Annotated in this window: 13 protein-coding genes and 1 other annotated feature; of the genes, 11 read left to right on the top strand and 2 right to left on the bottom strand. The window is 44.8% G+C overall.

Going from position 1 to position 13,755, the window contains the following annotated elements; translation table 11 throughout:
- Positions 1-58 precede the first annotated feature (58 nt).
- The 3 genes from NYE62_RS05695 (at position 59) to NYE62_RS05705 (ending at position 2,845) form a co-directional block, all read left to right on the top strand.
- Positions 59-1,009, top strand: a complete 951-nt coding sequence (locus NYE62_RS05695) for an ABC transporter permease (protein ID WP_003155051.1) — start codon at positions 59-61, stop codon at positions 1,007-1,009.
- 21 nt (positions 1,010-1,030) lie between these two features.
- Complete coding sequence (opp4C, locus tag NYE62_RS05700; protein ID WP_007409117.1) at positions 1,031-1,945, top strand: oligopeptide ABC transporter permease; 915 nt, start codon at positions 1,031-1,033, stop codon at positions 1,943-1,945.
- Positions 1,946-2,092: 147 nt separating this feature from the next.
- Positions 2,093-2,845, top strand: a complete 753-nt coding sequence (locus tag NYE62_RS05705; RefSeq protein WP_007409116.1) for a YjbA family protein — start codon at positions 2,093-2,095, stop codon at positions 2,843-2,845.
- 32 nt (positions 2,846-2,877) lie between these two features.
- Here the strand turns inward: NYE62_RS05705 and trpS are convergent, their stop codons facing one another.
- On the bottom strand, positions 2,878-3,870 hold the full coding sequence (gene trpS / locus NYE62_RS05710; protein ID WP_014304785.1) for a tryptophan--tRNA ligase: 993 nt from the start codon (positions 3,868-3,870) through the stop codon (positions 2,878-2,880).
- Positions 3,871-3,925: 55 nt separating this feature from the next.
- Positions 3,926-4,137 (bottom strand) — a binding site (T-box leader).
- A gap of 476 nt (positions 4,138-4,613) precedes the next feature.
- On the opposite strand from trpS, the gene NYE62_RS05715 reads away from it, so the two are divergent.
- The 8 genes from NYE62_RS05715 (at position 4,614) to spx (ending at position 12,773) form a co-directional block, all read left to right on the top strand.
- Positions 4,614-6,248, top strand: coding sequence for a peptide ABC transporter substrate-binding protein (locus NYE62_RS05715; RefSeq protein WP_012117282.1), 1,635 nt, complete (start codon positions 4,614-4,616; stop codon positions 6,246-6,248).
- Between the two features lie 106 nt (positions 6,249-6,354).
- A complete protein-coding gene (locus NYE62_RS05720; RefSeq protein ID WP_003155043.1) occupies positions 6,355-7,290 on the top strand; it encodes an ABC transporter permease in 936 nt (311 codons plus the stop codon).
- 3 nt (positions 7,291-7,293) lie between these two features.
- Positions 7,294-8,211, top strand: coding sequence for an oligopeptide ABC transporter permease OppC (oppC, locus tag NYE62_RS05725; protein WP_007409113.1), 918 nt, complete (start codon positions 7,294-7,296; stop codon positions 8,209-8,211).
- A gap of 12 nt (positions 8,212-8,223) precedes the next feature.
- A complete protein-coding gene (locus NYE62_RS05730) occupies positions 8,224-9,300 on the top strand; it encodes an ABC transporter ATP-binding protein (protein WP_003155039.1) in 1,077 nt (358 codons plus the stop codon).
- Positions 9,293-10,210 (top strand): oligopeptide ABC transporter ATP-binding protein OppF, encoded by a 918-nt coding sequence (gene oppF / locus NYE62_RS05735; RefSeq protein ID WP_012117283.1) that lies wholly within the window; start codon positions 9,293-9,295, stop codon positions 10,208-10,210. The genes NYE62_RS05730 and oppF overlap by 8 nt, the downstream gene beginning before the upstream one ends.
- Before the next feature lie 106 nt (positions 10,211-10,316).
- The gene (locus tag NYE62_RS05740; RefSeq protein ID WP_015239569.1) at positions 10,317-11,504 is read left to right on the top strand and encodes a putative glycoside hydrolase; all 1,188 of its coding nucleotides are present in this window, start codon (positions 10,317-10,319) and stop codon (positions 11,502-11,504) included.
- A 117-nt stretch (positions 11,505-11,621) separates the two neighbouring features.
- Positions 11,622-12,200 (top strand): GNAT family N-acetyltransferase, encoded by a 579-nt coding sequence (locus NYE62_RS05745; protein ID WP_007409110.1) that lies wholly within the window; start codon positions 11,622-11,624, stop codon positions 12,198-12,200.
- A gap of 177 nt (positions 12,201-12,377) precedes the next feature.
- Positions 12,378-12,773 carry a transcriptional regulator Spx gene (gene spx, locus NYE62_RS05750; RefSeq protein ID WP_003155034.1) on the top strand — a complete coding sequence of 132 codons (396 nt, stop codon included), beginning with the start codon at positions 12,378-12,380 and terminating at the stop codon, positions 12,771-12,773.
- 57 nt (positions 12,774-12,830) lie between these two features.
- Here the strand turns inward: spx and NYE62_RS05755 are convergent, their stop codons facing one another.
- A complete protein-coding gene (locus tag NYE62_RS05755; protein WP_144664085.1) occupies positions 12,831-13,487 on the bottom strand; it encodes a TerC family protein in 657 nt (218 codons plus the stop codon).
- Positions 13,488-13,755 lie beyond the last annotated feature (268 nt).

Consider the following 13,755-nt stretch of genomic DNA (forward strand, 5'->3'; position numbering starts at 1 on the left):
CTGGAGAGGGAAGGAGGTTCCTTTCCTCTCTTATCCTATTTAAAAAGGGGACAAGAACATGGTTACATATATTTTACGGCGAACATTAATGTCCTTGCCGATTCTCTTAGGCATTACAATTTTGTCGTTTGCCATCATGAAAGCAGCGCCGGGAGACCCGATGTCACTTATGATGGACCCTACAATCAGTCAAGCGGACAGGGCGAAATTCATTGAAAAATACGGGTTGAATGATCCGGAACCTGTTCAATATGTGAAATGGCTGGGTAATATGCTGCAAGGGGATTTCGGGACTTCTATCGTCAAGAAAGGCACTCCAGTTTCTGAACTTATCTTATCCCGCTTACCGAATACGATTGTGCTTATGCTTTTCTCAACCCTTGTCGCTCTTCTTATTTCTATTCCATTTGGTGTTCTGTCAGCGAAACGTCCTTATTCAAAATTGGATTACGGGATAACTGTTACTTCATTTTTAGGGCTTGCCATTCCGAATTTTTGGTTCGGTTTGATTTTAATCATGGTTTTATCTGTAAATCTGGGGTGGTTTCCCACTGGCGGAGTAAGCACTTTGAATGCTGACTTTAACATATTTGACCGATTGCATCACTTGATTCTGCCTGCTTTTGTGCTCGCCACGGCAGACATGGCAGGGATAACGAGATACACAAGATCCAGTATGCTTGATGTGTTAAAACAGGATTATATACGAACGGCGCGTGCGAAAGGATTCCGAGATAATAAAGTGATTTTTAAACACGGTTTGAGAAACGGACTTCTTCCTGTCATCACTATTTTTGGTCTGATGATACCGTCATTTATCGGGGGAGCGGTAGTGGTAGAACAGATTTTTACTTGGCCGGGTCTCGGCAAATTGTTTATTGATTCAGCCTTTTCGCGGGATTATCCGGTTATCATGGCCATGACGGTCATTTCAGCTGTTTTGGTTGTGGTGGGGAATTTAATTGCGGACATCTTATATGCGCTGGTTGATCCCCGCATTGAATATTAACAAAGAGAGGTGAGAGGTCAAATGTTACAGCCAAATACCGGCACACCCCCCAGCGAAGTAAAATTAAAGGAAAATATTCAATCCAAACCGGAAACAATGACGAAGATTTTTTTCGAAAAGTTCTTTCAAAATAAACTAGCTGTAATCGGAGCCGTTATATTAACCATCATCATCTTGTCAGCCTTATTCGCTTCGGTAATCGCTCCTTACTCTCCGGAGAGTCAATCTCTTATCAATCGTTTGAAGCCGCCGAGCTTAAAACATCTAATGGGAACTGATAAATTCGGAAGAGACATCTTTACGAGGGTTCTGTACGGGGCGCGCGTCTCCTTGCTTGTCGGATTCGCTTCTGTGATCGGCGCGATTACAATCGGGACAGTTGTCGGAGCCGTTGCCGGATATTTTAAAGGGATTGTCGATGCCGTTCTCATGAGAACCGTTGATATCGTATTATCCATACCTGATATATTTTTGCTTATTACACTTGTTACGATTTTCCAGCCCGGAATGGATAAATTAATTTTAATTTTCTCCCTTACAGGCTGGACAACAACGGCACGCCTTGTCCGAGGGGAGTTTTTATCGCTTCGTTCCAGAGAGTTTGTATTAGCTGCAAAGACGATCGGTACAAAAAATCATCACATCATCTTTTCTCATATATTGCCGAATGCGCTCGGACCGATTATTGTTTCAGCCACATTAAAGGTGGGAACGGTTATTTTGGCGGAATCTACATTAAGTTATCTCGGTTTCGGGATTCAGCCGCCGATCGCAAGCTGGGGCAATATGCTTCAGGATGCACAGAACTTTACGCTTATGATTCAGGCTTGGTGGTACCCGTTATTCCCGGGGTTGTTGATTCTTCTTACCGTATTGTGCTTTAACTTTGTCGGAGACGGGCTGCGTGATGCGCTTGATCCGAAAAATGTGAAATGATCTCCCGGACGGAACGGGAGATTTTTTTGTTGCGATGCAGTCGGAAATCCAGCTCCGTAATGCGGAAATCTCATATTGAAATGGAATAATTTATCTATCCCTTGCCTATACTGTGGACAACAGTTTTTATAAAGTGAGGGGTCGAATATGTTATTTCTTCATGATGTATGGGTCAATTGGTTTGAAGGGGAAGAAAACGGCTACAATGTATGCCATTTTCACGAATGGCGGAAGGAAGACACGGTTGAGCTTTTGGATCAGACGCCGCTGCTCAGAGTGCCGTCGGTATTATTTCATTACATAGAAAACGACTTATCAGAGCTTCCGAAAGAGCTGCTTGACCAAGTCCACCAAAAGTCATACGTGCGAAAAAATCATGAGCGGACAAAGCTGGAGTACTGTTTTGTCGTGACAGACGGGATCGGCATCATTGCCGTGGATACGATTGGATATACCATTCCGGTCAGAAAGAGCCGCCTGATTCCGAGACAGGAGCAGCTTGTTTATGAAATGGTAAAGGATGTAGAACCGGAATCGTTTCAATTTGAGCCGGCGCAATTGGAGTCTTCAAAGGAATATCACATTTTGTCATTGGCGCCGGAGCATGTCAGAGGGCTGACGAGAAAAGAGCGGCAGATCAAGCAGCTGATGTTTATGGCGCTCGACCAGCTGAAAGGGTTGAAAAACCGTGCGGAAATTGTGTATTGGTACACGGAATGGAATCCGCATATGTACGAGCAGATCAAACGGATGAGCTTTGAAGAGATTTGGGACATGCTTTACAATGAAACAATTGAAGGCTGGTCAGATAAACATCTTGCGTTCTGTGAAAATTTGATTAAAGGGCAGCCGTTTTTCGAAAAGCTTTGGGAAATGGAGCAGGAATCAAAAGTGAACTAAAAAAGAGGCGGGGATTCTCCCGCCTCTTTTCTTTATCTTCTTTTTCGTCCGAGACCCATGGCGTTTTCCATTTTCTTCACCATTTTGCCGGCCGTTTTGTTTGCGCGCGCCGCTCCTTCGTCGAGAATGCGGTCAAGTTCGTCGCTCTCAATTAATTCACGGTAGCGCTCTTGGATCGGTGTCAATGCGCCGATAACGACTTCGGCTAAATCGCTTTTGAATTCACCGTACCCTTTGCCTTCATATTTAGCTTCTAATTCTTCAATTGATGTGTTTCCTAAAATAGAATAGATCGTCAAAAGATTAGAAACGCCCGGTTTGTTTTCTTTATCATACTTTACAATGCCTTCAGAATCAGTCACGGCGCTCTTGATTTTCTTCTCGAGCTGCTTCGGTTCATCAAGCAGCGTGATGAATGCCTTTTGGTTCGGATCTGATTTGCTCATTTTTTTGAGCGGATCAGCCAGTGACATGATGCGCGCGCCTGATTCAGGAATTTTCACCTCAGGAATCGTGAAGATGTCATTGTATTTTTTATTAAAGCGTTCCGCCAGGTTGCGGGTCAGTTCAAGATGCTGTTTTTGGTCTTCCCCGACCGGAACAAGGTCCGTTCCGTACAGTAAAATATCGCCGGCCATCAGCGGCGGATAGGTTAACAGTCCGGACACGACGGCTTCTTTGCCCTTTGACTTATCCTTAAATTGCGTCATCCGCTCAAGCTCGCCGATATATGCGACGCATTGGAGCATCCACCCCGCCTGGGCATGAGCGGGAACCTCCGACTGGATAAAGAGGGTCGCTTTCTCGGGATCAAGTCCGACGGCCAGGTAAAGAGCCGCGAGATTGCGGATGTTCTTCCGCAGCTCAAGCCGATCCTGCGGAACCGTAATCGCATGCTGATCGACAATACAGAAGTAGCCGTTGTAGTCATGCTGCAAATCAACAAATTGCTTCATTGCGCCGATGTAGTTGCCGAGGGTAACGGAACCGCTCGGCTGAATGCCAGAAAAAATCGTTTTCTTCATAGTTCTTACCTCATTTCTTAAAACATAATAAAAAAAGCCCATTCTTCCCGTAGAAAAAAGGGACGAATGAACCGTGGTGCCACCCTGATTATTCCATTACAATGGAATCGCTCGAGACGTTGGTAACGGAGGCTGCTCCGGCTGGGCCTACTAACGTTCGGTCAGCTGCTCAGAAGTCCATTCCACATCGCCCGTTACCTGCTCCCAGCACCGCAGACTCTCTTCAAACGGATGAAAATGTGTACTACTCTTCATCATCGCAATCACAACAAATGTATTTGATTGATCTATTATAAATCAATTATAGCCAAATGTCATCAGAGGAATACAAGCTTATTTCCAGTTTGCTTAAGGGCTGGAAATCCTCAAAAAGAACTGAAAATGCTTAAATGATAACGTATATCAACATTTCGTATAACGAATATTATATGTAAAAAGCAATATGAACTGGAAATTGCAATAAAAAAATTTAGTTAGGTCATGCTTTAAACTATAGAAGTGTATCACCTTTTTGACAGAAAAACTGACCAAATTTAAATATTTTAAATTGAGAAAATAGTATTGCAATAAATTATTCATTTCATTATAATGAACTTGTTCACTCTATTGTTACAGCTTCTTTACATAAAATAATCAGAAAAGACGGAACACAATTAAAGTTTAGAAAAATATTAAGTTATTTTGTCTGATATTTCTGAGTATTTAGTAGTAAAGGCTGAAAAATTTGATTAGGGGGTTAGTGCATGAAAAAGCGTTGGTCTATTGTAGGTTTGATGCTTATCTTCTCGCTTGTATTAAGTGCGTGCGGCGGATTCAGCGGCGGATCAGGCGGCGGTAAAAAAGACACCAAAGGACAGACTTCACTTAATATCAATATTAAAACCGAGCCGTTCTCACTGCATCCGGGTTTAGCGAATGATTCCGTTTCAGGAGGCGTAATCCGCCAGACTTTTGAAGGATTGACACGCGTAAACTCCAAAGGTGAGCCTGAAGAAGGAATGGCATCTAAAATTGAAACAAGCAAAGACGGAAAGACCTATACATTTACGATTCGTGACGGTGCGAAATGGTCTAACGGCGACCCTGTGACGGCGCAGGATTTTGAATATGCGTGGAAATGGGCGCTTGACCCGAACAACGAATCACAATATGCTTATCAGCTCTACTACATTAAAGGCGCTGAAGCTGCCAATACAGGAAAAGGCAAGATTGATGATGTAGGCGTAAAAGCCGTAAATGACAAAACATTAAAGGTTGAACTGAATAACCCGACACCTTATTTCACGCAATTAACTTCATTCTATACGTATATGCCGATCAACAAGAAAATCGCGGAAAAACATAAAAACTGGAACACAAACGCGGGCGAAAATTATGTGTCAAACGGCCCGTTCAAAATGACGGCCTGGAAACACAGCGGTTCCATCACGCTCGAAAAGAACGATCAATATTGGGATAAAGACGCTGTGAAATTGAAGAAAATCAACATGGTGATGATTAACAATAACAACACCGAACTGAAAAAATTCCAGGCCGGTGAGCTTGACTGGGCAGGAATGCCGCTCGGCCAGCTTCCGACTGAATCTCTGCCGACATTGAAAAAAGACGGATCTCTTCACGTTGAACCGATCGCAGGCGTGTATTGGTACAAATTCAACACAGAAGCGAAACCGCTGAACAATGTCAACATCCGTAAAGCCCTTGCTTATGCGATCGACCGCTCGTCCATCGTAAAAAATGTAACGCAGGGCGAACAGATCCCGGCCATGGCTGCGGTGCCGCCGTCAATGAAGGGATTCAAGGATAACACAAAAGGTTATTTCAAAGACAATGACGTCAAATCAGCTAAAGAATTCTTAAATAAAGGACTGAAGGAATTAGGCGTCAAGAATGCCTCTGACCTTCCGGCGATCAAACTGTCCTACAATACGGATGATGCGCATGCGAAAATTGCGCAGGCCGTACAGGAAATGTGGAAAAAGAACTTGGGCGTCAAAGTTGAGCTTGATAACTCCGAATGGAATGTTTACATCGACAAGCTGCACAGCCAGAACTACCAAATCGGGCGTATGGGCTGGCTCGGCGATTTCAACGATCCGATCAACTTCCTAGAATTGTTCCGTGATAAAGAAGGCGGAAACAATGATACCGGATGGGAAGATCCTGAGTTTAAAAAGCTGCTGAACCAATCTCAGCTTGAAACGGATCCGGATAAACGTATCGAAGAGCTGAAAAAAGCAGAAAAGATCTTTATTGACGCAATGCCGGTCGCGCCAGTTTATTTCTATACGGATCCTTGGGTGCAGGATAAAAACCTCAAAAATGTGATCTTGACAGGAACAGGCGAAGTTTACTTCAGAAATGCTTCTTTTGAATAAAAGACGGTTCTGAAAACAAAAGACCCAAGGTATATGGGGAGGATGTCCCCATATACCTTTCTTACTGATTAAGTATAAAATTGTAAAAAACATGGAGGTGTTCACCTTGCTGAAATATATCGGTAAACGATTCATTTACATGATCATCACGCTGTTTGTGATTGTGACCGCCACATTCTTCTTAATGCAGGCAGCGCCGGGCGGACCATTTTCCGGCGAAAGAAAGCTGCCGCCTGAAATTGAGGCAAACTTAAACGAACACTATGGCTTGGACAAGCCTCTTTTCGTTCAATATGTCAGCTACTTAAAATCTGTGGCGATGTGGGACTTCGGACCTTCTTTTAAATATAAAGGCCAAAGTGTTAATGATTTAATCAATTCAGGCTTCCCCGTCTCATTCACTCTCGGTGCAGAAGCTATTCTCCTCGCTTTAGCGTTCGGTGTGCTTTTCGGGGTGCTTGCTGCCCTGTACCATAATAAATGGCAGGATTATACCATTGCGATTTTAACGATCTTTGGGATCTCAGTTCCGAGCTTTATATTGGCGACGATTTTGCAATATATTTTCTCAATTAAATTAGAACTGTTCCCGGTCGCAGGGTGGGAATCCTGGGCATACACCTTTCTGCCCTCTATTGCGCTCGCTTCCATGCCGATGGCGTTCATTGCCAGACTCTCCCGTTCAAGCATGATTGAAGTGTTAAACAGCGATTACATACGGACTGCAAAAGCTAAAGGACTTTCCCGTCCGTCAGTCACCGTGCGCCATGCGCTGCGAAACGCGCTTTTGCCGGTCGTGACATATATGGGGCCGATGGCGGCATCCATTTTAACGGGGAGTTTCATCATTGAATCCATTTTCGGAATTCCCGGTTTAGGCGCGCATTTTGTAAACAGCATTACAAACCGTGATTATACGGTCATTATGGGAGTTACCGTGTTCTTCAGCGTGCTCCTGCTTTTATGCGTATTAATTGTAGACGTGCTGTACGGATTAATCGATCCGAGAATCAAGCTTTCCAAAGCAAAGAAAGGAGCCTAGACCATGCAGAACATTCCTAAAAATATGTTTGAACCAGCTTCAGCTAATGCCGGCGATGCCGAAAAAATAAATAAAAAAAGCCTTTCCCTCTGGAAAGACGCCATGCTCCGCTTCCGCAGCAATAAGCTTGCGATGGTCGGGTTCGTACTGATCGTTCTTATTATTCTGATGGCGATTTTTGCGCCTGTCTTTTCAAGGTATGATTATGCCACTACCAATCTATTAAATGCGGATAAAGCGCCGTCGAAAGATCATTGGTTCGGCACGGATGACCTTGGAAGGGATATATTCGTCCGGACATGGGTGGGCGCGCGGATTTCCATCTTTATCGGTGTCGCAGCTGCCGTGCTTGATTTATTAATCGGCGTAATCTGGGGCAGCATTTCCGGATTCCGCGGCGGACGCACAGATGAAGTGATGATGCGCATCGCCGACATTCTGTGGGCTGTTCCTTCATTATTAATGGTTATTTTGCTGATGGTTGTCCTGCCGAAAGGATTGCTGACCATTATCGTCGCCATGACGATCACGGGCTGGATCAATATGGCGAGGATCGTCCGCGGACAGGTGCTGCAATTAAAGAATCAGGAGTATGTGCTTGCTTCACAGACACTCGGCGCCAAAACCGGCCGGCTATTGTTTAAGCATATCGTCCCGAACGCGATGGGCTCTATCCTCGTAACAATGACACTGACGGTTCCGACGGCGATTTTTACAGAAGCGTTTTTAAGTTATTTGGGCCTCGGCGTACCTGCGCCGCTTGCGAGCTGGGGAACGATGGCCTCAGACGGATTGCCTGCATTAACCTATTACCCTTGGCGTCTGTTCTTCCCTGCCGGCTTTATCTGCCTGGCGATGTTCGGCTTTAACGTTGTCGGCGACGGGTTAAGAGACGCGCTGGATCCTAAGTTACGCAAATAAGGAGTGATATGAGTGACACGTTTGCTAGAAGTAAAAGACTTAGCCATTTCATTTAAAACATACGGCGGAGAGGTACAGGCAATCCGCGGCGTGAATTTCCATTTGAATAAAGGAGAGACGCTGGCGATCGTGGGGGAGTCAGGTTCCGGAAAAAGTGTGACCTCCCAAGCGATTATGAAGCTGATCCCGATGCCGCCGGGCTACTTTAAAAGAGGACAGATTCTTTTTGACGGACGCGATATCGTGCCGATGTCCGAAAAAGAAATGCAGGCCATCAGAGGAAAGGACATCGGAATGATTTTCCAAGATCCGATGACCTCTCTGAACCCGACGATGAGAGTCGGCAAACAAATTACGGAAGTGCTTTTCAAACATGAAAAAATCTCAAGTGAAGCCGCGAAAAAGCGCGCCATAGAGCTGCTTGATCTCGTCGGGATTCCGATGCCCGAAAAACGGATCGGCCAATTCCCCCATGAATTTTCAGGCGGGATGAGACAGCGTGTCGTCATCGCGATGGCGCTTGCGGCAAATCCGAAACTGTTAATTGCCGATGAACCGACAACAGCGCTTGATGTGACGATTCAGGCACAGATCCTTGAGCTGATGAAAGATCTGCAAAAGAAAATTGATACATCTATCATTTTTATCACGCATGATCTCGGCGTTGTCGCCAATGTCGCCGACCGGGTCGCTGTCATGTACGCGGGTCAGGTCGTCGAATCGGGCACGGTGGATGAAATCTTTTATGATCCGCGCCATCCGTATACGTGGGGACTGCTTGCCTCAATGCCTAGCCTGGACAGCACCGATCAGGAAAAACTGACGGCCATCCCGGGCACGCCGCCTGATCTGACGAATCCTCCGAAAGGGGATGCATTTGCGCTCCGCAGCTCATATGCGATGAAAATTGACTTTGAACAGGAACCGCCGATGTATAAAGTGTCTGACACGCATTTTGTGAAATCGTGGCTTCTGCATCCTGATGCGCCTAAGGTCGAGCCGCCTGAAGCGGTGAAGGCTAAAATCCGTCAGCTTCCGAATACGTATCAGCATCCTGTTTTAATGAAGGAAGGTGAAAAAAATGACTGAGAAACTTCTCGAAATTAAACACTTAAAACAGCATTTTTTCACGCAGAAAGGAACGGTAAAAGCCGTAGATGATTTGTCATTTGATATTTATAAAGGTGAAACGCTCGGCCTTGTCGGAGAATCGGGCTGCGGTAAATCAACGACGGGCCGCAGCATTATCCGGCTGTATGAGGCAACCGGCGGGGAAGTTCTCTTTAACGGGGAAAATGTGCACGGGAAAAAATCCCGCAAGAAGCTGCTGGAGTTTAACCGGAAAATGCAGATGATTTTCCAGGATCCGTACGCATCTTTAAATCCGAGAATGACAGTCGCCGACATTATTGCCGAGGGAATAGATATTCACCGCCTGGCAAAAACGAAAAAAGAGCGGATGCAGCGGGTTCACGAACTGCTGGAAACGGTCGGTTTAAATAAAGAGCACGCCAACCGCTACCCGCATGAATTTTCGGGCGGACAGCGCCAGCGTATCGGAATCGCCAGAGCGCTGGCGGTTGATCCGGAGTTTATCATCGCGGACGAACCGATTTCGGCGCTTGATGTCTCCATTCAGGCGCAAGTCGTCAATTTAATGAAAGAATTGCAGAAAGAAAAAGGGCTCACTTACCTGTTTATCGCCCATGATTTATCAATGGTCAAATACATCAGTGACCGCATCGGCGTCATGTATTTTGGAAAATTGGTGGAGCTTGCGCCGGCGGATGAGCTTTACGAAAACCCGCTTCACCCATACACGAAATCATTGCTGTCCGCTATCCCGCTCCCTGATCCGGACTATGAAAGAAATCGTACGCGAAAGAAATACGATCCGTCCATTCATCAGCTGCAAGACGGAGAAAAGATGGAATTCAGAGAAGTGAAACCGGGACACTTTGTTATGTGCACTGAAGATGAATTTAAAACCTACCTATAAACGTATCATCCTCCAAGACTCAGTCTTGGAGGATTTTTTTGCGCACATTCAAGTTTATTAAGCTTGCTCCCGTTTTTCTATAATGGAAAAAAAGGGGGAGATCAGTATGAAAACCATTTTGTGCGCCATTTGTGCGGGACTGTTTATCAGTGCAGCCGCTTATCCGGCTCACGCCGCTGCGAAAGAGGAGCAGCCGCTTGTAAAAATAGCGCTGGCCGAAAAAGAACTGCCGAAATCAAATGCACGGTTCGCTTATCCGTCAGGGCTGCATTTTTCACATCCTGATAAGGTGCGGGGCATTTACGTCACAGGGCATTCAGCGGGAGGAAGCAAATTCGGGGAGCTGACAGACTTTGTGGACAAAACGGAGCTCAATACAATGGTGATTGATGTCAAGGATGACAACGGAAACCTCACCTTTAAGCCGGACGGCCATTCTGAGTATGCCAAAATCGCCAAGCCGTACATCAAAGACCCAAAAAAGATGATGAAAAAGCTGGAGGAAAAAAAGATCTATCCGATCGCGCGTATTGTCGTATTTAAAGACAGCGAACTCGCGAACAAAAAGCCGGAGTGGTCCTTTAAAGAAAAAAACGGAAGTGTCTGGAAAAACGGCCGCGGCGAGTCGTTCGTCAATCCGTTTATGAAAGAAGTATGGGATTACAATGTAAAGATTGCAAAACAAGCCGTAAAGATGGGTTTTCAAGAAATTCAATTTGATTATGTCCGTTTTCCTGAAGGATTTGAAAAACGTGATGACGAACTGACATACGGACACGGCGATTACGGAAAAACAGCAGACAGCAATGTGCAAAAACGCGTTCACGCCGTCACCGATTTTGTCGGTTATGCGAAGAAAAAACTCAAGCCGTACGGCGCGGATGTGTCGGTTGATATTTTCGGCTATTCAGCCACGCTGCCGGAAGCGCCTGGGATCGGCCAGAATTTCAGCAAAATTTCAGAACAGGTCGATGTCATTTCATCCATGATTTATCCGAGCCATTGGACAAGCTATTTCGGCATTGATAAACCGGATCTTGAGCCTTACAAAGTCGTCAAAGAATACGCGAAGGTGGAACATAAAAAACTGTCTAAGCTGAAACACCCGCCTGTATCGCGTCCGTGGCTTCAGGACTTCACGGCATCATATCTCGGCAGTGGAAATTATCAAAAGTACGGAAAACGCCAGGTGGAAGACCAGGTTAAAGCGCTGCATGATGAAGGAATTGACGAATTTTTATTGTGGGACGCGGCAAACCGCTATACCAAAAACGTCGATTACACACCATTTTAAAAAAATTGAAACCATGTTAAAGGATCACACGTCTTAATAGATGTAAGATTGTTTAAACAATCGGAAATGGGGTATATCTAAAAGTGTGAAGTCAACGAACCCATAAGGAGCAAATGAATGAACTGGTACGAAAAGCTGAGTGAATATTTTCCGATTGAAGAAATGAAATCAAAAGCGCATATGGAAGCTCTGTTAAAGGAGCAAAGCGATGTTTATCATAAAGAAGAGGGGCAGTACCACGTGCTGATGTATGCGGAATTTGACTCTTTCATCTTTATTGATTACCTGTTTGTGTCAAAGAAATCCAGAGGACAAGGCCTCGGAAGCAAGCTGATCGGCAGGCTGAAAAAGAAAAACAAGCCGATTCTGCTTGAGGTGGAGCCTGTTGACGAGGATGACACGGATACACAGAAACGCTTGCGTTTTTATCAAAGAGAGCATTTCAAGCACGCGCAGTCAATCGGGTATCGGCGCCGGTCATTGGCTACGAATGAAGTGAACAAAATGGAGATTCTGTACTGGTCACCTAAGACGGAATCAGAAGAAGAAATGTTTGAAGCGATGAAACAGACATATGAAAACATTCACACTTATAAAGATGAAAAATGGTACGGAGAATCATACGAAAAAACGGATGAAGTTCTCAAAGTCATTGATGAGAAAAAACGAAAAAACATTTTCGATCAGCTGAGCTAATTGAGAATGGGGAAACATCCGCCAGCCGTAAATTTGCCGGATTGACACATTTTTTTCTCAGGAGACTGTTCACACTTACTTTTTTATAGTATAATACCTATAAAGATTCCTTTTTTAAAGTTATTTCAATTTGAGAATACAACATGTTCATCCTACTAATTAGAGGAGTGAAGATTAATGGTTACATTATACACATCACCTAGCTGTACGTCATGCAGAAAAGCAAGAGCTTGGCTTGAAGAGCACGAGATTCCGTTTGTAGAGAGAAACATTTTCTCCGAGCCGTTATCAATTGATGAGATCAAGCAGATTCTGCGTATGACTGAAGACGGTACGGATGAAATTATCTCTACCCGTTCTAAAGTATTCCAGAAACTGAACGTAAATGTTGAATCTATGCCGCTTCAAGACTTATATACTTTGATCAATGAGCATCCGGGACTGCTCCGCCGTCCGATTATCATTGATGAAAAACGTCTGCAAGTCGGCTATAACGAAGATGAAATCAGACGATTCCTGCCAAGAAAAGTGCGTTCTTTCCAATTAAGAGAAGCACAGCGTCTTGCCAACTGATATAAGCTTACGATAAGCATGGAAAAAGCCCAAAACCATCGCGGTTTGGGCTTTTTGTTATTTTTCAGTCTGCTGGTAAATCATACTGGCGAGGATAACAAATACGACGGTCAAAATCGGCAGCGTCATTTGTATAATGCCGTGTTCTGCCATGAAAAATGACAGCTTGCTGTCTCCGGCAATCATTTCACCGCCGGTAAATGCGAGAAGACCGCTCCCGGCGTACATCAATAAAGGCATTTTGTCCATGGCGGCATGAACGAGCTTGCTGCCCCAAATGATAATCGGCACCGAGATGAAGAGACCGATGATTACAAGTGTCAGCTCACCGTGAGAAGCGCCGGCTACTGCGATGACATTGTCAAGCGACATAAAGATATCAGCCAGAACGATTGTGCGGATGGCTTTCCAAAGAGAAGAACTGCTTTTCACATGCTGCGCATCTTTCTTCTCAATCAGGAGCTGATAGCCGAGATACAATAAAAATACCCCGCCTGCGCATTGCAAAAAAGGAACATTCAATAAATAGACCGCAGCGCTCGTCAGAACGATTCTCAAGACGACTGCGATAAACGTTCCGAAGATGATCGCTTGCTGTCTTTGTTTATGAGCCAGATTCCGGCTGGCCATCGCGATGACGACGGCATTGTCACCGCCGAGAATAAGGTCAATCCCGATAATAAGCAGAAGGGACAGCAGGTAATCGTGCGGCATGGTAACACCTCGCTTATAGATCGATTGCTTGTACAGCTAATATATGAAGCAGTGCGCTATTTATGATGGGAACCGGGAGAAAGCCTGTTTTTCGGTGTGAAAATGCTTTTTTATTTCTTTTATAACTGTTTTATCATAAAATAGAAATATAAAGAATTTGCGCTGTCTTCTATAAGGTTAAGATGTGGACGGAATGGGTAAAGTGTAGTAAAGTACTATTCATCGGGAGCTTAGATGTCCCTTCAACATCTTATAAAGAAGGGAAGGT

It is taken from the genome of Bacillus sp. FSL K6-2861, assembly GCF_038630725.1.
In the GTDB taxonomy this organism is placed as follows: Bacteria; Bacillota; Bacilli; order Bacillales; family Bacillaceae; genus Bacillus; species Bacillus velezensis.